This is a genomic window from Corynebacterium sp. HMSC072A02 (genome assembly GCF_001810085.1).
Classification (GTDB): domain Bacteria; phylum Actinomycetota; class Actinomycetes; order Mycobacteriales; family Mycobacteriaceae; genus Corynebacterium; species Corynebacterium hesseae.
Genome location: NZ_KV799860.1, coordinates 80,590 through 101,427, shown reverse-complemented (window position 1 = coordinate 101,427; position 20,838 = coordinate 80,590). Strand labels below are relative to the sequence as shown.

18 protein-coding genes are annotated in these 20,838 nt (G+C 62.6%); 9 read left to right on the top strand and 9 right to left on the bottom strand.

The genetic code is table 11. The features are described from left to right. Nucleotides 1-61: 61 nt before the first annotated feature. Nucleotides 62-1,243, bottom strand: a complete 1,182-nt coding sequence (locus HMPREF2698_RS09055; RefSeq protein WP_070563889.1) for a M20 family metallopeptidase — start codon at nucleotides 1,241-1,243, stop codon at nucleotides 62-64. Between the two features lie 106 nt (nucleotides 1,244-1,349). Further along, the gene (upp, locus tag HMPREF2698_RS09050) at nucleotides 1,350-1,985 is read right to left on the bottom strand and encodes a uracil phosphoribosyltransferase (protein ID WP_070530640.1); all 636 of its coding nucleotides are present in this window, start codon (nucleotides 1,983-1,985) and stop codon (nucleotides 1,350-1,352) included. 61 nt (nucleotides 1,986-2,046) lie between these two features. On the opposite strand from upp, the gene HMPREF2698_RS09045 reads away from it, so the two are divergent. Genes HMPREF2698_RS09045 through HMPREF2698_RS09035 form a run of 3 tightly spaced genes read left to right on the top strand, consistent with a single transcriptional unit; the run spans nucleotide 2,047 to nucleotide 4,444 of the window. Further along, nucleotides 2,047-2,331 carry a hypothetical protein gene (locus HMPREF2698_RS09045; RefSeq protein ID WP_070563886.1) on the top strand — a complete coding sequence of 95 codons (285 nt, stop codon included), beginning with the start codon at nucleotides 2,047-2,049 and terminating at the stop codon, nucleotides 2,329-2,331. Beyond that, the gene (locus tag HMPREF2698_RS09040; protein WP_070563883.1) at nucleotides 2,331-3,194 is read left to right on the top strand and encodes a C40 family peptidase; all 864 of its coding nucleotides are present in this window, start codon (nucleotides 2,331-2,333) and stop codon (nucleotides 3,192-3,194) included. The genes HMPREF2698_RS09045 and HMPREF2698_RS09040 overlap by 1 nt, the downstream gene beginning before the upstream one ends. A gap of 11 nt (nucleotides 3,195-3,205) precedes the next feature. After that, a complete protein-coding gene (locus HMPREF2698_RS09035; RefSeq protein WP_070530645.1) occupies nucleotides 3,206-4,444 on the top strand; it encodes a hypothetical protein in 1,239 nt (412 codons plus the stop codon). 3 nt (nucleotides 4,445-4,447) lie between these two features. Here HMPREF2698_RS09035 and HMPREF2698_RS09030 read toward each other — a convergent pair whose 3' ends face one another. Then, nucleotides 4,448-5,332 (bottom strand): amidohydrolase family protein, encoded by an 885-nt coding sequence (locus HMPREF2698_RS09030; RefSeq protein ID WP_083299224.1) that lies wholly within the window; start codon nucleotides 5,330-5,332, stop codon nucleotides 4,448-4,450. Nucleotides 5,333-5,371: 39 nt separating this feature from the next. On the opposite strand from HMPREF2698_RS09030, the gene HMPREF2698_RS09025 reads away from it, so the two are divergent. Continuing rightward, nucleotides 5,372-6,592, top strand: coding sequence for a D-alanyl-D-alanine carboxypeptidase family protein (locus tag HMPREF2698_RS09025; RefSeq protein WP_070563877.1), 1,221 nt, complete (start codon nucleotides 5,372-5,374; stop codon nucleotides 6,590-6,592). Here the strand turns inward: HMPREF2698_RS09025 and HMPREF2698_RS09020 are convergent. The 6 genes from HMPREF2698_RS09020 to HMPREF2698_RS08995 form a co-directional block, all read right to left on the bottom strand. After that, the gene (locus HMPREF2698_RS09020) at nucleotides 6,567-7,298 is read right to left on the bottom strand and encodes an RDD family protein (protein WP_070563874.1); all 732 of its coding nucleotides are present in this window, start codon (nucleotides 7,296-7,298) and stop codon (nucleotides 6,567-6,569) included. The two genes, HMPREF2698_RS09025 and HMPREF2698_RS09020, sit on opposite strands and share 26 nt — an antisense overlap. A gap of 4 nt (nucleotides 7,299-7,302) precedes the next feature. Then, entirely contained in the window at nucleotides 7,303-8,385 is a 1,083-nt protein-coding gene (locus tag HMPREF2698_RS09015; RefSeq protein WP_070563871.1) for a YhjD/YihY/BrkB family envelope integrity protein, read from the bottom strand. A gap of 62 nt (nucleotides 8,386-8,447) precedes the next feature. Next, nucleotides 8,448-9,482 (bottom strand): tryptophan--tRNA ligase, encoded by a 1,035-nt coding sequence (trpS, locus tag HMPREF2698_RS09010; RefSeq protein WP_070530655.1) that lies wholly within the window; start codon nucleotides 9,480-9,482, stop codon nucleotides 8,448-8,450. Between the two features lie 48 nt (nucleotides 9,483-9,530). After that, nucleotides 9,531-9,722 carry a hypothetical protein gene (locus HMPREF2698_RS09005; RefSeq protein WP_049157254.1) on the bottom strand — a complete coding sequence of 64 codons (192 nt, stop codon included), beginning with the start codon at nucleotides 9,720-9,722 and terminating at the stop codon, nucleotides 9,531-9,533. Between the two features lie 65 nt (nucleotides 9,723-9,787). Beyond that, complete coding sequence (locus HMPREF2698_RS09000) at nucleotides 9,788-10,687, bottom strand: exodeoxyribonuclease III (RefSeq protein WP_070563868.1); 900 nt, start codon at nucleotides 10,685-10,687, stop codon at nucleotides 9,788-9,790. A 10-nt stretch (nucleotides 10,688-10,697) separates the two neighbouring features. Beyond that, nucleotides 10,698-11,948: an MFS transporter gene (locus HMPREF2698_RS08995; protein ID WP_070530659.1), complete on the bottom strand. Its 1,251-nt coding sequence runs from the start codon at nucleotides 11,946-11,948 to the stop codon at nucleotides 10,698-10,700. Nucleotides 11,949-12,110: 162 nt separating this feature from the next. On the opposite strand from HMPREF2698_RS08995, the gene HMPREF2698_RS08990 reads away from it, so the two are divergent. The 5 genes from HMPREF2698_RS08990 (at nucleotide 12,111) to HMPREF2698_RS08970 (ending at nucleotide 20,821) form a co-directional block, all read left to right on the top strand. Continuing rightward, on the top strand, nucleotides 12,111-14,294 hold the full coding sequence (locus HMPREF2698_RS08990; RefSeq protein WP_070563865.1) for an NADP-dependent isocitrate dehydrogenase: 2,184 nt from the start codon (nucleotides 12,111-12,113) through the stop codon (nucleotides 14,292-14,294). A 180-nt stretch (nucleotides 14,295-14,474) separates the two neighbouring features. Next, nucleotides 14,475-15,953: an RNA-binding domain-containing protein gene (locus HMPREF2698_RS08985; RefSeq protein WP_070521413.1), complete on the top strand. Its 1,479-nt coding sequence runs from the start codon at nucleotides 14,475-14,477 to the stop codon at nucleotides 15,951-15,953. Nucleotides 15,954-16,265: 312 nt separating this feature from the next. Then, nucleotides 16,266-17,624 carry a PepSY-associated TM helix domain-containing protein gene (locus HMPREF2698_RS08980; RefSeq protein ID WP_070563862.1) on the top strand — a complete coding sequence of 453 codons (1,359 nt, stop codon included), beginning with the start codon at nucleotides 16,266-16,268 and terminating at the stop codon, nucleotides 17,622-17,624. Nucleotides 17,625-17,676: 52 nt separating this feature from the next. Further along, a complete protein-coding gene (locus HMPREF2698_RS08975; protein ID WP_070563859.1) occupies nucleotides 17,677-19,710 on the top strand; it encodes a M3 family metallopeptidase in 2,034 nt (677 codons plus the stop codon). Nucleotides 19,711-19,792: 82 nt separating this feature from the next. Next, nucleotides 19,793-20,821 (top strand): HNH endonuclease signature motif containing protein, encoded by a 1,029-nt coding sequence (locus HMPREF2698_RS08970; RefSeq protein WP_070563856.1) that lies wholly within the window; start codon nucleotides 19,793-19,795, stop codon nucleotides 20,819-20,821. Nucleotides 20,822-20,838: the final 17 nt, after the last annotated feature.

Here is a 20,838-nt window from a genome sequence, read left to right as displayed (position 1 = left end):
TTTTAAAAATCTGCCTATAAGAACTCTGGGAAATCCTTGTCACAGTGTAGTAGTTAGAAAACTAATCCTCCACGTTGGCAAACTGTTCCGCCACGGAGCCGAAGAGTTTGACGCCCACGCCGATAGCCCTCTCATCGGGGGCCAAATCACCCATATGCAGATCGTGCTGCTCGCCTTCGCCGGACCAACAACCCAGGCGGGCCATGGAACCGGGGACCTTCTCCAAGTACCAGGAGAAGTCCTCGCCGCCCGAGGACTGCGGCGCTTGGACCACGGCTTGCGGGTCGATGGCCTGGGCAGCGCTGGCGAGGAGGGCGGTGGAGACGTCGTCGTTCAGCACCGGCGGAACCCCACGGTGATAGACCAGCTCATGTTCCACGCCCAGGGGCGCCAGGACCTGCTCCACAAGCTCAGAGAACAGCGTTTGCATCTCGCGCCAGATCCCGATATCCGCCGTGCGCATGGTGCCAGACACCGAGCCGGTCTCGGGAATCGCGTTCGGTGCATAGCCGGAATTCACCTGACCAAAGACCAAGACGGTGCCGGTGCGTGGATCGACGCGGCGCGAGAGCAAACCCGGCAGGTCCGTCAGCAGCTTGCCCAACGCATAGACGACGTCCGCCGACAAGTGCGGGCGCGACGTGTGCCCACCCGGGCCGGAGACGTTGATTTCCACGACGTCAGTCGCGGAGGTGATCGCCCCGGCGCGGACGCCAATGCGCCCGACGCGCAGCTTCGGCTCGACGTGGACGGCAAAGATGGAGTTCACGCCTTCGAGCGCACCCCACTCGATGACGTCGGTGGCGCCGCCTACCCAAACCTCTTCGGCAGGTTGGAAGATGACGCGAACGCCGAAGTCCAGCGGGTGCTCACGGTTGAGATCCGCCAAGGCACAGGCCGTGGCTAGTGCAATGGTGGTGTGCATGTCATGCCCGCAGGCATGCATGACGCCGGGGACCTCGGAGGTGTACTCAAGGCCCGTGACCTCCGTGACCGGGAGCGCGTCGATGTCGGCGCGGAAGGCCAGGCGCCCAAGTTCCGTATCGGGCCCGATGTCCACCATGAGGCCGGTTTCGGGGAAAAGCTGCGGCTCCAGACCGTACTCACGCAGGGTGCGAGACAGGAAGCGCGTGGTTTCCACTTCCTTATTGGAGGTCTCCGGGTGGCGGTGAATATGGCGGCGCCACGCGATGACCTCCGCGCGGTGGTTGCTGAACCACTCACTGACGTAGTCCGAGATCACTGCTTCCTCCTCCGTGGTGTCCTGTTGGGAAGAGTCTACAACTAGACCATGCGGTTCAGTTAGCCGGGCAGGTCACACGCCGGATATACTAAGCGGTCTACCTTCGCTACAGGTCGATATTGCGGGGACCGTAGAGGCGGTCGCCGGCGTCGCCAAGCCCCGGCACGATGTAGGCGTCCTCGTTGAGGGCCGGATCAATCGCCGCGGTAACCAAGCGAACCGGCAGCCCCGAGTTGGCCAGCGCATCGACGCCCGGCTGCGCGGACACCATGCAGATCGCGGTGATATCGGTGGCGCCGCGGTCCGCGAGGAGTTTCAGGGAATGCAGGAGGGAACCGCCCGTGGCGAGCATCGGATCGACGACAAAGACGCTACGCCCGCTGAGATCCTCCGGCAGGGCCTCCAGGTAAGGCACCGGCTCATGGGTTTCTTCATCGCGCGCCATGCCAATGAAGCCAACTTGGGCATCAGGGATCATCGACAGCGCCGGGTCAATCATGCCCAGTCCAGCACGGATGATGGGCACGATAATTGGCGGGTCCTGCAGGCGGGTGCCCTCCGCCGTGGCAACGGGAGTAACGCAATCAAAATGCTCGACGGGCAGGTCGCGCGCTGCCTCATAGACAAGCATGGTGCCAAGATCCCGCAGAGCTGCACGGAAGGCGGCATTATCGCTGCGGGCATCGCGCATGAGTGTGAGCCGGGAGGCGGCGAGGGGGTGGTCTACTACGTGGATATCCATGCCCTTCACTGTATAAGAATCGGCCGGGAACCGATCAGCGGGCAGCACAGTCTAATAAGCCATGACTAGCTTCCACACGTTTAATATCGACACCGAACACACCCGTAGGCTGGCGCATGAGCTTGCCGCCATCTCCCAGGCCTCCTCCACTCCCCCTCCTGAGCTACCGGTCGATACCGTTCTGGGCGGTTTCACTGGAACCTTTAACACCGCCATGGAGAACCTTGCTGCCCGCCTTACCCAGGTCAGGGCGGATGCCGGTGCCGTGGCGGACTCCAGCTTCCGCATGGCCCGCGAAGCGGAAGACGCCGATGGTGCTCTCGCGAACGCGTGCGGGGGTCTGTGATGTTGGAGTCAGCACTCGCCCACATTGCCCGGATTCAGCCGGCGCAGCTTCCCGACGTCTCCCTGCCCACTGTGCCCGATCTCACTGCTGCAGGGCCGCTAGCGGAAATTGCGCATGGGGATCCACGGGCGTTGTTAGACACTGCACGCCAAGCCACTGAGGATCTCTCCACCGCCCGCTCAGCTCTGGATACTGCCCGCGGGCTCATCGCGGCGACAGTCAGGGACCTCATCGGTCTGGGCTTCGAGCTTCTCCAGCGCGGACTACCTATCGCTCTCGGGTTGCTTATCCCAAATCCTGCAACACAGGCTGCGGCGCGTTCAGCATTGCAAGCCCTGGCCATGGAATACGTTGGCAAAGCGATGCTTCGCGTCAAGCAGCTGGCTGGGGAGCTCCTGCAAGCAGCAGCTCCCCTCATCCCCATTGGCCAGCGTGCTGTTCGCCCCTCGGTGCGCGGCCCGCAGGAGGAAGGCGTGGTGCGCCACGCACTCACCGCGTCCTCCACCGCAAGCGAAGGAACCACGCAAGGGCAGGCAGCGACACAGGCCGCCTTGTCCCAGGTGGGGACTCCCTATGGGTGGGGCGGTACCGGCAATGGCAGCTTTGATTGCTCTGGGTTGACGCAATGGGCTTGGCGCCAAGCGGGGGTGGAGCTGCCGCGCACCGCAGAAAGCCAGACCGTGGGCCGTCAGGTAAGCGCAGACGAACTGCAGCCCGGTGACCTCATCGTGTGGGATGGTCACGTGGCCATGTACTCCGGCGGCGGACAAATGGTGGAAGCGGGCAGCCCTGTGCAAACCAATCCGCTGCGTACTAACAACATGGGGATGGCTTTCAAAGGGTTCTGGAGGCCTACAGGGTAGACTGTTTGCCCATGAACACCCGCGCGATTGTACCCATCCAGCTCTCCCTTTCTGAGGGTGATTTTTATACCCTCTGGGCGCCGAAGTGGCGCCAGAATGGTTCCGAGTGGCAGGCCTTCCTCGGTGATGACGAGTCCGTCTTGCTCTTTAACACCGAAGCCGAGATGCTGTGCTTCCTCGAATCCGGCTCGAAGCACGACCTGCTCGATCACCCAAAGTGGGAGGCCTTCAATTCCCAGGCGGCGGACCGCGTCGTTCCGGAGAAGAAGCACGTATACGACCTCATCGGCATGCCAAAGCACTTGGCTGGCCGCCCCAGCCACGAGAACGTGTCCACCGTCGCACGCTGCCTAGAAATTGCACACGCGCTGGCAGAGGTCGGGGCCGCGGAGCACACCGTGATTTTCTTCGCTTCGCATTCCATTTTGCGCAACCCCGCCCGCGGAGCCGATCACTATGCCGGTGACCAAGGCATGGGCGAATGGTCCGGCGTAGGCCGCGTTATTCATAGCAACTGGCGTGAGGTCATCGAGGACCTCGACAAGGTAGTCAAGGTCATCCCTTCCTCCGATTTCAGCCAGGAGGCAACCGCGGATGCCGCTACCCGCATCTCTGCCGCCAGCGAAGCCGCGGAAGAAGCACGCAAGAAGGCCGAAGAAGAGCGCGAGGCGGCAGCGAAATCCGCCGATCCCTACGACAATTCCCCGTGGGCAGCCGCAGGCATCGACCCGATTAAGATCACCGCCAACCAGCGGACGGTCTACACCCTGCGCACCTACCTCAACGGCAAGCCGGTGTTCCTGGGCAAGTGGGGCGAGATCTTTACCTTCCCCAGCTCCAAGGTGCTCGTGCGCTGGATCATGGAGAACGACGACCATGACCTAGCAAAGGTTTCCACCTGGGAGGAGGTCGTTGCCGCGGCGAACGCGGGCGAGCTCGAGGTCACCGTCCACCCGGATAACCAGTACACCTTCAATGGCATCGTGCGCGACATTGAAAAGGGTCCGGAGGCAGTCGATACGGATCAGATGAGCCGCTGCTACGAGGTCTGTGCCGACGCTGCCGACTGGGCCGGGGATGACTCCATCAACTCTTATATGCTGCAGAACCCGCGCTTCCAGGACTACCTGGGCTACATGCTCGGCTCCACCGAGCACGCGGGCTACGTCCCCTCCAAGCCCTACACCGAGCACGCGGAGTCCTGGAAGGGCCTGGAGGAAATGCTGACGAAGCGTTTCTCCCGCTTCTAGCTTCTACTTGGAAGACTCGCTGTCTTCTTCCGCATCGGAATCGCTCATTTCTGAAGCGTCTTCCGCGAATTCCGGATCCGCCAGTTCCTCATAGGCGGGCAGGATCTCCTGCTCGATGAGGCGCTGGCGGTCTTCTTCGCTAGCAAAGGAATTCTCAATGGCCTTGATGGTGAGGTCGAAGAACTCCTCGAGGCCATAGCCGAAGGTCTCGCTCAGGGCGAGGAAGACATCGCTGAGCTTCTCGCCCGCCACCGTGCAGGTAAAGCCGAGCTGCTGCAGCAGCGGCAGAGGGTGATCGACCAGCTCCTCTGCGGGCAATTCCTCTAGCGGCGCGAAGGTCAGCGCGATGCGGCGATCCCGCACCCACGCAGAGGCCTTGCCCGGGCGAACGCCGTCAAGGTCGGCACCGAAATCATCGATGAGATCCGTTGCGTGGACCAAACGCGTCGCACCGGCGTGCACGGCTGCCACGGCATCCTCGTACGAAGCCACGTCCCGCTCCCAGGGAATGAAATTTTCACGCAGCTTCTCCGCTGCGGACAGCTCAGTCAGCGCTGCACCGGCAACAGCCTCGCCGGCATCCACATTGTCGGCCGCGCCCTCCACGATGATCCGCGCATCAATACCGGGAACATCAAGACCCTCTTGCGCCGCAGCCAGCGCCTCGGCGGCGCCGAAGGGGAAAGCACTGGGGCGCAGGCGGAGCTCGGCGTAGACCACGTGGTCGTCGGCAAGCGCCTGCACAGCAGCGTGCGTGGCCGCGCGGAGCTCGTCCGGGGTGGATGCAACCGTGGGCAGCGGCGCCAACAGCGTCACTTTGGGCAGACGAGCGAAAATCTCGGCGCCGGAATCTTTGTTTTCGGGGCTAATCAGAGGTGCGTCATGCATGAGGTTCATCCTAGGACGGGGTCTAGGATTAAGCACGCTATGAAACATGTCCCCGCGCTCCTCACCGTCATCGCTCTGGCCGCCACGCCGCCGGCGTTTGCAGAAGAGGAAGAGTCATCATCGCCCACGCGCACCACTGCGCCGGATACTGACTTGTGCCCGCATTCCCTCGTGCCTGAGGAGCCGACGACCACCTCGGAGCGGTTGGCTCCCGGCCAGGCAGCGCCCACTCCCCTGCCCGCGGTTGAGGGCGCTGCGTGCGGTGTCACCGCGCCGTCGGGTTTTCGGGTCAATAAGGACGTCGTGGCCTCGGCGTGGATGGTCAGTGACGTGGACACGGGCGAGATCATCGCCATGAAGGACCCCAACGGGCGCTACCGCCCGGCCTCCATCATCAAAGCACTGTTAGCGCTCGTGGTCATCGAGGAGCTTCCCTTGGACCAACGCATCACCGCCACGCTTGACGACGCCTCCGTCGAAGGCTCCGCCGTCGGCCTCGGCCCGGATGGGGTCTATACCGTGGAGCAGCTTCTCCAGGGTTTGCTCATGGCTTCCGGCAACGATGCCGCACACGCTCTCGCGCAGGCCATAGGCGGGGATGAGGAGGCGCTGGAGAAGGTCAACGCGAAGGCGAAGGAGATTGGCACGCGCTCGACGGTGGCGGCCAGCTACTCCGGGCTGGACGCGGCGGGTATGTCGACGTCCGCGGCGGATATCTCGCTGATTTACCGCGCGGCTTTTGCCAACGACACCTTCGCGCGCATCGTCGATACTGAGCACGTGGAGTTTCCCGGCTGGGGTGACATGCCCGGTTATGAGCTGTGGAACGATAACGGGCTCTTCCTCAATGATCCGGATGGTATCGGCGGCAAGACCGGCTATACCGAGGACGCGCACCACACTTTCGTCGGTGCGATCAACCGCGATGGGCGCCGCCTCCAGGCGGTTCTCCTCGATACGACCGTTGAGCATGGTTTCCGCGCGTGGGAGCAGGCGCAGATGCTTCTCGACGAAGCCTCCGACGTCCAGCCCGGCGACGGCGTGGGGCAGCTCGATGATTTCGCGGCTGGGAGGCATGAGCCTTCGGAGTCGCAGGAGCCCAGCACAGCGCCCACCACGCCTTCTGCCACCGCCACCGCTGAGGCCCCGGCGACGGCGTCGTCCTTCGCGGACTCGCAGGGCTGGATCGGGTGGCTGGTGGCGGGCCTCGTCACCCTCCTCGTGGTGGCGGTGGCTACTTTTTCACTACTTCGGCGTTAGCCATGATGTCGTGCTGGCCGCGAAGCGCGTTCTTCGGGCCAATCGTGGTCACCACGTAGAGGGCTCCGAAGAAGGCAATGAGCGGGCCGACAAGCGGCACGAGGGAGGCCACGCGCCACCAGTTGCGCTTAATGCTCTGCTGCCAGGTGAGCTTCTCGCGGGTGGTGACATCGCGCACCGTGTATCCAGCTATCAGCTTCGCCGGCGTTGCTCCTACGAGGACCTCGAAGCAGATGTAATAGGCCACCGTGATGATGCCCGAGATGCTGGTGAGCCAGACCTCATTGAAAGCGGAGTTGTACACCCCGAGACTTACGAGGAGGGACACACCGATCGCCGCAATGACGTAGTCGATGACGGCCAAAAGCACGCGGGTGCCGGGGGTTGCACGCGGGGCGTCGTGCGCGGGCGCGGGAGCGTGGTGGCTTTCGTCCCAGCGGCCGGTATTCGCGTAGTCCTCCAGTTGCGCCCAAGTAAGCCGGGCGCCTGATTCTACCTTTTGGTCATAGCTTGCCCGGGTAGAAGGCTCGCAGAGGATGCGGGCGGCAACGGCGAGCTCCTCGCGCTCCGCATCCTCGGGGAGGTAGCCGAGGCCTTCGAGGCGGGCGTCGGCAGCCGCCAGCTGCACGCCGAGTTCGCGTGAGGTCGCGCGCGAATCCAGGGTGAAGTGTTCATACAGGTTCGGAGCGAAAGATACTGGAAGCATCGGCCTACTTTCGGCGCAGCAAGGCCCATGCGCCTGCGGCCGCCGCGCCGAGTGCGGCACCGGCACCCAAGGCCACGCCCGGGTTCGGGCCCCGGCGGATCTCATTGCGGACGCGGATAACCGCCTGATCCGGAACCGGCGGGACCATCAGCTCAAGGGATTCCTCGGTGGTGGCCGTCCACGCGGAAACGTAGAGCACGACGCGCCAGACCAGGTACATGACCACCATGAGGACAATCACAGGGCCGAACACGGCACCGGCTGGGTTGCCCGCCGCGGAGGACATGATGACGGTGGACAGCTGCTTGATGGCTTCAAAAAGCACCGCGCCAATGGCCGCGCCCATCAAGCCCGACTTGGTGGGCACCTTCGTGCGCGGCAGGAAGGCCACCATCCACCAAAAGACCAGGAAGTTAGCGATAAGACCAATCACGATTCCGGCGATAACAAGCACCGCTCCCATGCCAGGGAAGGACTCGATGCCGACCCACTCGAAGATCTTCTGGGTCAGCCCGGACGAACCCGCTGCCGTCACGCCGAAGGCGATGATCATGGCCACGAGCAGGCCGATGAGGCCCAGCAGGTCGCTGAGCTTATGGGTCACGAAATTGCCCGGTGCGTCGGTGGGGTCCTGGTTCCACATGGCAGAAATGCCGATGCGCAGATTATTCATCCAGCCGAGCCCGGACCACAGGGTGGTCAGGCCACCGATGCCGTACATCGCGCCGCGCTGCTTAATCGCGGTGTGGAGAAGCTCCGTAATCGAATTACCCAGATCGCCCGATACGGCGTTGGTGATCTGCTCCTCCAGCTGCTGCATGAGGTCGGGGCGGTTCGCCAGCACGGTCGCGGCGGCGGCCACGGTGAGCATGAAGATGGGAAAGAGAGCTAGAACCGAGAAATACGTAATTCCGGCCGCGAACTGGTTGCCGCCTTGGCTACCGTAGCGGTCCAGCATCTTCATAATGTGGTCGATGAAGCCGGACTTCTCACGGACTTTGTCTACCGCGCCCGGTTCATCGGCGTGAGCTCGCTCAATGCCGTAGTCATCGGTCTTCTTCTCATCAGGTCGAGTCGTTGGCGCCACTGGCGTTCCCCTTAAAAGTTAATTACAGAAACCTCTACACAGTCTTCATCATGCTAGCCAACTCAGCCGCGACGCGCGGGGAGGAACCCCACCGCCTCGTAGACCTTGTCCACGAGGGGGGTGGCGATCTCCGTAGCGCGCTCGGCGCCCTGGGCCAAGATGCGCTCGAGCTCGCCGCGGTCTTCCATGAGCTCGTCGTAGCGAGCCTTGAGCGGAGTGGTGAAGGCCTCGAGCGCCTCGGCCGTATCGACCTTGAGGTGGCCATAGCCCTGACCGGCATACTTGTCCACGAGATCCGGGATGCTCTCCCCCGTCAGCGCGGACTGGATGGCCAGTAGGTTGGACACGCCCGGCTGCTTCTCACGGTCAAAGGCCACCACGCCGAGGTCATCGGTCACCGCGGACTTGATGCGCTTGGCGGAGGTCTTGGGAGCATCGAGCAGGTTCACGATGCCCTTCGGGTTGGCCCCCGACTTCGACATCTTGGACGTCGGCTCTTGCAGGTCATAAATCTTGGCCGAGCCTTCCGGAATGAAGGCCTCCGGCACGCGGAAGACCTCACCGTACTTGTTGTTGAAACGCTCCGCCAGGTTGCGGGTGAGCTCGAGGTGCTGGCGCTGGTCCTCCCCCACCGGCACGTAGTGCGGGGAATAGAGAAGGATATCCGCGGCCATCAAAACGGGGTAGGTAAACAAGCCCACCGAGGTGCGGTCCTGGCCCTGCTTTTGAGACTTGTCCTTGAACTGGGTCATGCGGGAGGCCTCACCGAAGCCGGTCAGGCACTGCAAAACCCACGTCAGCTCCGCGTGCGCGGGGACGTGGGATTGGACGAAGAGGGTAGATTTCGCCGGGTCGATGCCCAACGCGATCAGCTGCGCAGCACCCGCCACAGTGCGGTGGCGCAGCTCCTCCGGGTTCTGCTCCACCGTGATGGCGTGCAGGTCCGGGATGAAGTAGAAAGCCTCGTGCGAGTCTTGCAGGTCAATCCACTGCTTGAGCGCTCCGAGGTAGTTACCCAGGTGGTAAGAGTCCGCCGTGGGCTGAATGCCAGAGAGGACTCGGGAAGCGGAGTTCGATGCAGAAGTGGAGTCAGTCATGGTTGACCACTCTACTCTGCCGCCTCCGCTGGGGCGGCGCTGCGTCGGTTAAATCTTGCGGGAGGTCGGGCTAATAACGTCCATCATGACGGCGAAACCGGCCACCATGAACGCGCCGCCAACGCCCTGGAGGACGATCGGGCCAAGGAAGGCAAAGGACGGTCCGACGATGGTCCACCACCAGATACCCAGGGCAAGCAGAATAGCGCCGAGGACAAAGTAGATGATTGCGCGGGTCATGAGCATCTCCTGCGAAATAGAAAAGGACGTTAAGACGGGATTATCGTACCACTACTTGGAGTGGGCTACTTGTACTCGACCAGAAGCGGAGAGTGATCAGACCAGCGCTCCTCCACCGTCGGCGCCTTCTCCACCCAGGTGCGCTGCGCGCGCTCCAGCATGGCCTTCGTGGCCGCCTGGTAGTCAATGCGCCATCCGGCATCGTTGTTGAAAGCCTGGCCACGGTAGGTCCACCACGTGTAGGGGCCATCCGCCGCCGGGTACAGGCGCCTGGCGACGTCAAACCACTGCGGATCCTTGGCCGCCTCCCAAGCGGTCTTGGTTTCGTAGTCCACCACGCCGAGCCAGTCCCCCAGCCCCTTCTTGTCCTGCGGCTGCTCATCCGGGAAAGAACCGAAGACGCGGTCCATGAAGGCGCGCTCCTCCGGCAGGTGGCCGGACTTTTTCTCGTTGGCCTTATTGTTCTTCAGGTCCTGGGCGCGGTGGCAGATGTTCCAGTCACCGCCGATGACGGCCTCCGGGTAGGTCACGGCCATCTCATCCAGAACGTCAGAGAATTCATCCAGGAAGAGGTATTTCTCATCCTGCTTCGGGGAATCGGTATCACCGGAAGGCAAATACAGGGAAGCCACCCGCACGCCTTCCACGGTGGCGGCGATGAAGCGGCCGGATTCGGCGAAGGAGCCGAAGCCTACGGAGACGTCGCCAAGCGCATGCTTCGATAGGATACCCACGCCCGCGCGGCCCTTGGCGGCAGATTCGGCCTGTACCAGGTTCCATCCGGCCTCCAGAGCCGGGGCCAAGGCCTTCTGGGTCTGCTCGGGGTTGGCGCGCACCTCCTGCATGAGGACGACGTCGGCCGGTGTGGTCTCCAGCCACGCGTTCATGCCTGGGTTGTTCTCATTGCGCTGTTTGCAAGCCGCGCGGATGCCGTTGACGTTGACGGAGGCGATGGTGAAACTCATGCCGGACAGTCTAACTCTGTTCAATAATCTTCACGGAAGGGGCTAGACGGCGCTTGTCCCACATTGTGACAACCCAGGTGAGACAGCCTGCCACCGCCAGGCCCGCACCGGCCAGCGCGGTGGAGTTATAGGAGTAGCCCGCGCCCACGACTGCGCCGCCGATGGCCGCGCCCGCCGCATTGGCGATGTTGAGGGCGGACTGGTTCAACGCCGCCGCGAGGGTCTGTGCATCCCCCGCCACGTTGACCAAGCGCAGCTGCAACGACGGCACAAGGATGGAGCCGAAGAAGGCCAAGACGCCAAAGACAATCGTGCCCGCCCACGCGCTGTGAGCCACGAAGTAGAAGGTCACCGACACGCTAACCATGCAGATAAGGGCAAAAATGATGCCGAATTCCAGGTTACGGTCCGCCAACCAGCCACCGGCGACGTTGCCTGTGGTCATGCCGATGCCATAGGCCATGAGCACAATCCACGTGTGGCTCGGGTCCATGCCGGCGACGTCCGTCATGGTCCACGTGATGTAGGTATAGACGGCGAACATGCCGCCGAAGCCAACGGTGCCAAGGAATACGGTGAGTAGGACCTGGCTGTTTTTCAGCGCGCCGAGCTCTGTAAACATATCTGTTTGCGGCATGCGCGTCATGTGCGGAAAGAGGAAAAAGAGCAGGATCATCGTGAGTCCCGCAATGGCCACGACCAAAAAGTACGCCGCATGCCAGCCCAATCCTTGGCCTAGGGCCTGCGCCGCGGGCACACCGATCACGGTGGCGATGGACAGACCCATGCCCACCATCGACATGGCAAAACCTTGGCGGCCAGGAGGTGCCATCGAGACCGCCGCCAGGTTAGCTACGGAGAAGTACGCGCCGTGCGGCAGGCCAGCGATGAAGCGCGCCACCAGCAGAACTCCGTAGTTCGGGGCCAAGGCCGTGAGCAGGTTGCCCACGAGCAAGAAACCAATAAGCAGGATAATGAGGCGGCGGCGTGGGAGCTTGCCCGTGAGTGCAGCGATGACCGGCGCGCCCACGACAACGCCGAGTGCATAGACGGAGATGACTACCGACGCCGTGTCTTCCGTAATCCCGAAATCATCCGCGATGAGCGGTAGCAGGCCCATCGAGGTGAACTCCGTGGTGCCGATGGCGAAGGCACCCAGCGCCATGGCGATCATGACGATGGTGCGGCGGGTTGAGGAGATTTCCGTTTGGCGCGGGACGGGACGGCGTTGGATGCGGGGAGCGGAGTGCGGGAGATTCACGTGCGCGTACCTTAGTCCCTTTCCCGCGCGCAGACGAGAAGGCCCTAGCGATCACACAGCCCCGCCCCGCTGGTGGCGCGAGTCACAGGGGGACCGGCACCGCGAGAAAATAAGACAGGTATCCTGTGAGGTTGAACAGTTTTCAACTTCTTTAGGAGAACCATGGCAAAGATTATCTGGACCCGTACCGACGAGGCGCCGCTGCTGGCGACCTACTCCTTCAAGCCCGTCGTGGAGGCCTTCGCTTCCACCGCGGGCATCGAGGTAGAAACCCGCGACATTTCCCTGGCCGGCCGCATCCTGGCCCAGTTCCCGGAGCGCCTTGGTGACAAGAAGGTTTCCGACGCCCTGGCTGAGCTTGGCCAGCTGGCCAAGACCCCGGAAGCCAACATCATTAAGCTGCCGAACATCTCCGCTTCCCTGGTGCAGCTGAAGAAGGCCATCGCTGAGCTGCAGGCAGCCGGCTTTGATCTCCCGGAGTACGAAGAGGCTCAGGAGAAGTACGACGCCGTCAAGGGCTCCGCCGTCAACCCGGTTCTGCGTGAGGGCAACTCCGACCGCCGCGCTCCGATTGCGGTCAAGAACTTCGCTAAGAAGAACCCGCACAAGATGGGCGCTTGGTCCGCTGATTCCAAGACCAACGTGGCCACCATGGACGCTAACGACTTCCGCCACAACGAGAAGTCCGTCATCATGCCGGAGGAGGACACCCTCTCCATCGTCCTGAAGACCGCCGAGGGCGAGCAGACCCTGCTGGAGAAGCTGCCGGTCCTCAAGGGCGAGGTCATCGACGGCACCTTCATGTCCGCCAAGGCACTCGATGAGTTCCTCAAGGCGCAGGTTGCCCGCGCCAAGGAAGAGGGCGTTCTCTTCTCCGCTCACCTCAAGGCCACCATGATGAAGGTCTCTGACCCCATCATCTTCGGCCACGTGGTGCGCGCTTTCTTCGCTGACGTCTTTGAGAAGTACGGCAAGGAGCTCGAGGCCGCTGGCCTCAATGGCGAGAACGGCCTGGGCGCTATCTACGAGGGCCTGGACAAGCTGGAGAACGGTGCTGAGATCAAGGCTGCCTTCGACGCCGCGCTTGCCGACGGTCCTGACCTCGCCATGGTCAACTCCCACAAGGGCATTACCAACCTGCACGTTCCGTCTGACGTCATTATTGACGCCTCCATGCCGGCCATGATCCGCACCTCCGGCCACATGTGGAACAAGAACGACGAGGAGCAGGACACCCTCGCCGTCATCCCGGATTCTTCCTACGCCGGCGTCTACCAGGCCGTGATCGAGGATTGCAAGGCCAACGGCGCTTACGACCCGACCACCATGGGTACCGTCCCGAACGTCGGCCTCATGGCACAGAAGGCTGAGGAGTACGGCTCCCACAACAAGACCTTCAAGATCCCGGCTGCGGGCACCGTCGAGGTCCGCAACTCCAAGGGCGAGGCCCTCATCTCCCACGACGTGGAAGCTGGCGATATCTGGCGCGCCTGCCAGACCAAGGACGCCCCGATCCAGGACTGGGTCAAGCTGGCCGTCAACCGCGCTCGCCTGTCCGGCATGAAGGCCATCTTCTGGCTCGACCCGGAGCGCGGTCACGATGCCAACCTCATCGAGCTGGTCAAGAAGTACCTCCAGGATCACGACACCGAGGGCCTGGACATCTCCATCGAGGACCCGGTCACCGCGACCAAGACCTCCGTCGAGCGCATCCGCAAGGGCGAGGACACCATCTCCGTCACCGGTAACGTCCTGCGTGACTACAACACCGACCTCTTCCCCATCCTGGAGCTGGGCACCTCCGCGAAGATGCTGTCTGTGGTTCCGCTCATGGCTGGCGGCGGCTTGTTCGAGACCGGTGCCGGCGGCTCCGCTCCGAAGCACGTCCAGCAGGTTCAGGAGGAGAACCACCTGCGCTGGGACTCCCTCGGTGAGTTCCTGGCTCTGGCTGAGTCCTTCCGCCACGAGCACAACACCAACGGCAACGCCAAGGCTGGCGTGCTGGCCGCTGCACTGGACAAGGCCACCGAGACCCTGCTGGATGAGGGCAAGTCCCCGTCCCGCAAGGTAGGCGAGAACGACAACCGCGGCTCCCACTTCTTCCTGACCCTCAACTGGGCCAAGGAGCTGGCTGCGCAGACTGACGACGCCGAGCTGGCCGAGGCCTTCAAGCCGGTTGCTGAGGCCCTCGAGGCCAAGGCTGGCGAGATTGAGCAGGCGCTTCTCGACGTCCAGGGCGCCCCCGTCGACCTCGGCGGCTACTACGCCCCGAACGAGGAAAAGCTCAACCAGACCATGCGCCCGGTCGCTGCCTTCAACGAAATCATTGACGGCCTGAAGAAGTAATTCTGCGCTAGGCGCTTAACAAAAGACCGCTTCGTCTCCTCCCCGGAGTTCGAGGCGGTCTTTTCTTGCTTCATTAACCACAAACAGGCCTAAAACAGCACTCCGCGACGCTATTTTTACCCGTTGAGCTGCGAAGACTTTTTCTTGACTGTTTCTTGCTTCTCGCGCATACTTTTACTCATGACTCCCATCAATACTGCGCCTGAGGAACAACTTGTAGCCCGCGTGAAACGGTTTACAACGCTTCCGGCTGAGCTACCGTGGCTCGAGTTCAAGGTAAACAAGCTATCCTCCGGCGCGGAGATTGCGAAATATGCTTGCGCCTTGGGAAATTCGGCGCGCCTGCATGATGAGCCTGCGGGATATCTCGTGTGGGGTGTCAACGACGACCGAACCATCGTCGGGACGACCTTTAATTGGCAGCTCACCAAAGGGAAGGGAAACGAGGATCTCCTTCCTTGGCTCAACCGCGTCATTAGCCCAGCCCCTGAACTGACCTTCGACGAGATCACGGTTGATGGACATCTCGTTGTGCTTCTGCGCATCCCCGCCGCATTGTCCGCCCCGTATTCCTTCGAAGGGAAGCGGTATTTCCGCAAGGGCAGCTACATGAAAAACCTCATGGACTTTCCCAATGAGGAACGTCAGCTCTGGCAAAAACTCAACCAGTTCGAATTTGAGAACACAGTAGTGGCCGAGGGCCTTGAGCCCGAATCGATTACCGACCTGCTTGATCCTGAGGCTTTCTTCCTTAATAGACCGGAACTCCCACATACGACAGGCGCCGCCCTCATCGACACGTTGAGGAGCGCCAAAGCCATCTCCTACTCACACGAGCAAGGCTGGCATATTCCGGCTTGGTCCGCGCTCATGTATGCGCGCTCTCTTCAGGACTTTCCGGAGCTGCGCGGGCGCGCTCCCCGCGTCCTACATTTCAACGGTCCTTCACGCACGGAGGTGGAACGAGAATGGGAATTCACCGAAGGCTATGCGTCTTCCTTCACCCACATAGTCACGCTCTTCAACACCATTCGTCCAGGTGGCGAACATATTGATTCCAGTGGTAAGCGCGTAGTGACTCCGTTGTTGCCAACGGTAGCCTTCCGCGAGGTGCTAGCAAATGCGCTCATGCACCAGGATCTTGAACAGCGTGGCCGGTTCTTAACCGTGGAGATTTTCAGCGATCGGGTCGAAGTAACCAACCCAGGCACCCCGCTTATCGACCCCCAACGGTTCATTGACTCGGCGTCCACCACACGCAATACCCATCTCGGTGAAGCTTTACGTCTGGCGCATTTTGTCGAGCAACGCGGAAGTGGCTGGGATAAAATCGTCTCTTCACTCGAAGCCGAGCACTTCCCACCTGCTCTCATTCGCGCCAACGGAAGTACCACCGTCTCCCTCAGCGCCTACCGCCCCTTTGCGCTGATGACTATGGAAGAAAAGACCCAAGCCGTCTATCAACACGCTTGCCTTCGCTTCCTCGAGAACCTCCCCGTTAACAATTCCTCAATCCGTCAGCGCTTCGGGCTGAAGAATTCACAAGCCGCTCAGGCCACACGCCTGCTTGCCGCCACCGTCGAGGAAGGACTCATCCATGCCTACGATCCCAACGCCGGTCCGCGTTCGTTGCGCTATGTTCCGTTCTGGAGCGAATAGGGATCGCTTTCTTGCTTCATTAACCACAAACAGGCCTAAAACAGCACTCCGCGACGCTATTTTTACCCGTTGAGCTGCGAAGATTTTTTCTTGACTGTTTCTTGCTTCTCGCGCCTTATCTCGCGGGATTTTCATCCTTTGAGCACCGAGGACCCCAGTTAGTTAAAAAGTTTTTCAATACCTGGGAACCGAGAAACCCTCGCCTCCGACTACTAGTGCAGTTGATATCAGCACCTGTCCATCGCCCCTCCTGAACGCCCCGCGAACGTTCAGCAGAGGCCCTAATCAATAGACCCCGAAAGAGCACTACTTATGAGTCGGACGGCTCTGCGATCCTTCATTCAACGCATCCACTTTTATGGCGGCATGTTCGTCGGCCCCTTCATCCTCATCGCGGCATTGACCGGCTGTCTTTATGCCGTGGCGCCCTCCCTGGAGAAAGTGGTCTACCACGACGTATTGACGGTGCCTACCGTGGAGAATCCGCTGAGCCTGGAGGAACAAATCCAGGCCGCACAGCACGAGCACCCTGACATGCCGGTCACTCAGGTCTGGCCGGCCACGACACCGACGGATTCCACGCGCGTGCTGGTCTCCGATGAAAGCATCGACGAGAGCCTGCAGCGCACCGTCTTCATCAACCCCGCAACCGCCAAGGTCATCGGGGACTACCCCACCTACTCGGGCCTAGGCGAGATGCCACTGCGCCGCTGGATTTCCTCCCTACACGAAAGCTTCCACCTGGGCAAGATCGGTGAGCTCTACTCGGAGCTGGCCGCTTCCTGGTTGTGGGTCATGGCCTGTGGAGGCCTCTATATGTGGTGGATTCGCCGCCGCCCGAAGAACAAAGCAACCGCGAACGCCGCGCAGCAGCAGCCCAAGCGCTCTGCCCGCTGGAAGGCCACTCGCCTGCACTCCACTATTGGCGCGTGGATCTTCATCGGTCTGCTTGGCCTCTCTGCCACCGGCATCACCTGGTCCGGTCTGGCCGGCGGGAACGTCGATTCCCTCGTCGAGCGCATGCACTGGAAAGCCACTCCCATCAACACCGCCCTGCACGGCACCACCGCTGAAACGCATGAGCACACCGGGCATGAAGGCCATGAAGGGCATGGAGCGTCGGCAAGCACGAGCGTGGCTGCCGACGCCGAGCGTGTCCTCGCCACCGGCCGCGCCGAGGAACTGACCGGACCGCTGCGCCTGTACCCGCCGGAGGACGCCCACTCCGCCTGGCAGGTCAGCGAACGGTGGGTGGAATGGCGCACCACCTCCGATGCAATTTCGGTAGATGGCACCACCGGGGAGGTCATCGACCGGCAGCCTTTCTCCAGCCTGCCGCTGTTTAGCAAACTCAGCAGCTGGGGCACGTACCTGCACATGGGGATCATGTTTGGCCTTCCACTGCAGATCGCGCTGCTCGCACTGGGCCTCGCCACCGCCGCGCTGGTGGTGCTGGGCTACTACATGTGGTGGAAACGCCGCCCGCGCTTCCTCCCGACTGCCCACTTCTCCTGGGCCGCCACAGGACTGGGCGCGCTATTCGCCGCCACCGTCGGAGTCTTCCTGCCGCTCTTAGGAATCACCTTGGCAGCTTTCCTGGTTCTCGATGTCATTCTGGTGAACCGTGCCACAACCCAGCGCAAGGAACGCACGCCAGTCCCGGTCGGATAATTTAGTGAAAGCAATCACATAGGGCGGAGCTTATTAGGTACGGTAGTTTCTTATGACTAACCCACTGCTAACTCCCTCCACGCTGCCCTACCAGCTCCCGCCGTTTGCGGAGATCAAGGTCGAGCACTACCGCCCCGCCTTCGACGAGGCACTCGCGCTTCACGACGCCGAGATCACCTCCATCACCGACAACCCCGCCGCCCCCACGTGGGAAAACACCGTGGAGGCGCTCGAGCGCTCCGGCCAGGACCTCGACCGCGTCATGGCGGTCTTTGGCAACCTCTCCGGCACCGACGTCACCGAGGAGATGGAGGAGATCGCCGCCGACATCTACCCGCGCCTGTCCGCGCACCATGACGCGATCTACCAGAACGAGGTGCTCTACGCACGCATCAAGGAGGCCACGCCGCCTGCCGACGACGAAGAAGGCCAGCGCCTCCACGACCACCTCCTGCGCACCTTTGCCCGCAAGGGCGCCGACCTCGACGCGGCCGGCAAGGCCCGTCTCTCCGAGATCAACCAGCGCCTCTCCGCGCTCTCTGAAGAATTCGGCCGCAACCTCATGGCGTCTACCCGCGAGCGCGCGGTCTCCTTCACCGAGGAAGAACTCGAGGGTCTGCCCGCCGAGCGCATCGCCTCCGCCAAGGCCGACGCCGAGGCGTTAGGCCGCGAGGGCTATGTCATCCCGCTGGAGCTTCCGACCGTGCAGTCCGAGCTGAGCCGTCTGGCGCGGGAGGATGCGAGGGGGAGGTTGTATGGGGCGTCGGCAAGCAGGGGCTCCGAGAACAACATCCCGGGGCTCATCGAGGCCGTCCAGCTGCGCGCCGAGCGCGCCGAGCTGCTGGGCTTTGCCACGCATGCCGACTACGTCATCGCCGAAGAAACCGCCGCGACTGCCGACGCCGCCCGCACCATGCTCTTCGACCTCGCCCCCGCCGCCGCGGCCAATGCCGAAGGCGAGCAGAAACTCCTCGCGGAGGAAGCAACGCTCAACGGCCAAGGCTTTAGCGTCGCGGACTGGCCTTATTGGGAATCCAAGGTCCGCGCCCGCGACTTCTCCCTTGATGAGGAGGAGCTGCGCAAGTACTTCCCGCTGGATCAGGTCCTGGAGAAGGGCGTCTTCGCCGCCGCCGAGCGCCTTTACGGCATCACCGTCATCCCGCGCGATGACCTCGAGGGCTATGCGGAGGGGGTCCGCGTCTGGGAGGTGATTGACGGAGACGTCAATCACGAGAGTAAGGGGATCGGCCTTCTCCTTACCGACTACTTCGGACGCCCCACCAAGCGCGGAGGCGCATGGATGAGCGAGTTCGTGGGCCAATCCCGGCTGCTGGAGCGCAAGCCGGTCATCGTCAACGTCATGGGCATCACCAAGCCCGCCGACGGCTCGCAGCCGCTGCTAAACATGGACGAGGTCCGCACCGTCTTCCACGAATTCGGCCACGCCCTGCACGGCCTGCTTTCCGACGTCCGCTACCCCACCTTCGCCGGCACCAACGTGCCGCGCGACTGGGTGGAGTTCCCCTCGCAGATCAACGAGAACTGGGCGCTCGATGAGAGACTGGTCAAGGAATACGCCCGCCACGTGGAGACCGGCGAACCAATCCCGGACGAGCTTCTCGCCGCCATTTCCGCCGCATCCGAATTCGGCCAGGGATTCGCCACCTCGGAGTATCTGGGGGCATCGATCATCGATCTCGCGTGGCATTCCCTGAGTGCTGCCGACGCCGCCAAGCTAGAGGCCACCCCGGAGGCCGTCGCCGAGTTTGAAGCCGAGGCCCTACGCGCGGCCGGGCTGGACAACGAGCTCATCGCCCCGCGCTACCGCTCGACGTACTTCAACCACATCTTTGCCGGTGGCTACTCCGCGGGCTACTACTCCTATCTCTGGGCCGAGGCACTCGATGCCGATGGTTTCGAGTGGTTCAAGGAGCAGACCGACCTGCGCGCGGCTGGCCAAAAGTTCCGCGACGTGATCCTGTCGAAGGGCGCATCCCGCGACTTCACGGAGGCCTACCGCGAATTCCGCGGCCGCGACAAGGACGTCGCGCCGCTGCTCAAGCGCCGCGGCCTGGCCGGCGCCTAGTCCCGACTAGTTATCCACAGATTTCGTCAAATGGCGAGTTGGGGGCTTGGCGGCGGGATGGAGCGCTTTTAGGCTGCGGGGTATGAGATTGCAGACGTACTTCGCCGCCCTCGGCCGCGCCATTGACCTGGTGGCCGAGTGCGCGGGCCTGTCTGAATCTGACTTGGTGGCCCTCGGCGCCGCGCCTGCCGACGCCACCGTGTTCCTCTCCCTCCACCACACCTACTTCGGGCACACCTCATCGACGAAGAAGCAGCGCACGGCGGTGGAAGCCGCGCGCCGGCGGGGACACGGGCTGGTGACCTTGCAGCTTATCGAGCACTTCGTGGCCAAAGTTCGGGACCACAACAAAGCATGGGATTTGCGCGTGGAGCTGTGCCAGACCAGCGCGGAGCTGGTGGAAAAGGTAGCTCGCAAGCGCCTGCGTCAGATGCGTAAGCCCCGCACGTATGCCGAGCGCGCCAAGCTCACCCAGCATGGCAACGGCCTTGCCACGCTCACCGTGACGGCGGACTCGCTCCAGCTGACTGGCGTATTCGAGGGCATCGACCAGGAACGCCCCGGTGAGAGCTTCCTGGAGAATCTGGATGGCGGCGGCGTCAAGACTGAGGTTGCCACCATGGCGGTCCTGCAGCTCGATGACTACGCCGAGCTGCTCAAGGGCAATACGGAGAAGGACGGCGAGGAGTTCATCGTCCGGACGACCAATGGCGCGACGATGACCGGATCGCAGCTGGTGGAGCGCGCTTTGCTGGACAAGGGGATTATCGTGGCGGTCAGCCGCGAACACGGCCCGCTCGATGTCTTCCGCTTCCAGCGCTTCGCCACCGCCAAGCAGCGTCTTGCCTTAGCCGCGGAGAATCCCTGCTGCGCCTGGGAGGGCTGCAAGGTTCCTTTTGAGAAGTGCCAGATTCACCACATCAAGGCTTGGGCCCGCGGCGGGCCCACCAACATCCTCAACCTGGTACCGCTGTGCCCGTACCACAACGGAGTCAACGACGATGACCCAGCTGCCCCTCCCTCGCGCGGCCACATGGATCGCATCGGCGGGCGGGTGGCATGGATCCCGCCATACGACGCCGCGCCGGTCTTCACCAGCGCCTTCAACTAGCCACCGCGCCCACCTTG

What these genes read in the sequence shown, in the direction of transcription:
- upp (WP_070530640.1), bottom strand. Translation starts at nt 1,985, where the DNA reads ATGGATATCCACGTAGTAGACCACCCCCTCGCCGCCTCCCGGCTCACA.
- HMPREF2698_RS09045 (WP_070563886.1), top strand. Translation starts at nt 2,047, where the DNA reads ATGACTAGCTTCCACACGTTTAATATCGACACCGAACACACCCGTAGG.
- HMPREF2698_RS09040 (WP_070563883.1), top strand. Translation starts at nt 2,331, where the DNA reads ATGTTGGAGTCAGCACTCGCCCACATTGCCCGGATTCAGCCGGCGCAG.
- HMPREF2698_RS09035 (WP_070530645.1), top strand. Translation starts at nt 3,206, where the DNA reads ATGAACACCCGCGCGATTGTACCCATCCAGCTCTCCCTTTCTGAGGGT.
- HMPREF2698_RS09030 (WP_083299224.1), bottom strand. Translation starts at nt 5,332, where the DNA reads ATGCATGACGCACCTCTGATTAGCCCCGAAAACAAAGATTCCGGCGCC.
- HMPREF2698_RS09025 (WP_070563877.1), top strand. Translation starts at nt 5,372, where the DNA reads ATGAAACATGTCCCCGCGCTCCTCACCGTCATCGCTCTGGCCGCCACG.
- HMPREF2698_RS09020 (WP_070563874.1), bottom strand. Translation starts at nt 7,298, where the DNA reads ATGCTTCCAGTATCTTTCGCTCCGAACCTGTATGAACACTTCACCCTG.
- trpS (WP_070530655.1), bottom strand. Translation starts at nt 9,482, where the DNA reads ATGACTGACTCCACTTCTGCATCGAACTCCGCTTCCCGAGTCCTCTCT.
- HMPREF2698_RS09005 (WP_049157254.1), bottom strand. Translation starts at nt 9,722, where the DNA reads ATGACCCGCGCAATCATCTACTTTGTCCTCGGCGCTATTCTGCTTGCC.
- HMPREF2698_RS09000 (WP_070563868.1), bottom strand. Translation starts at nt 10,687, where the DNA reads ATGAGTTTCACCATCGCCTCCGTCAACGTCAACGGCATCCGCGCGGCT.
- HMPREF2698_RS08990 (WP_070563865.1), top strand. Translation starts at nt 12,111, where the DNA reads ATGGCAAAGATTATCTGGACCCGTACCGACGAGGCGCCGCTGCTGGCG.
- HMPREF2698_RS08985 (WP_070521413.1), top strand. Translation starts at nt 14,475, where the DNA reads ATGACTCCCATCAATACTGCGCCTGAGGAACAACTTGTAGCCCGCGTG.
- HMPREF2698_RS08980 (WP_070563862.1), top strand. Translation starts at nt 16,266, where the DNA reads ATGAGTCGGACGGCTCTGCGATCCTTCATTCAACGCATCCACTTTTAT.
- HMPREF2698_RS08975 (WP_070563859.1), top strand. Translation starts at nt 17,677, where the DNA reads ATGACTAACCCACTGCTAACTCCCTCCACGCTGCCCTACCAGCTCCCG.
- HMPREF2698_RS08970 (WP_070563856.1), top strand. Translation starts at nt 19,793, where the DNA reads ATGAGATTGCAGACGTACTTCGCCGCCCTCGGCCGCGCCATTGACCTG.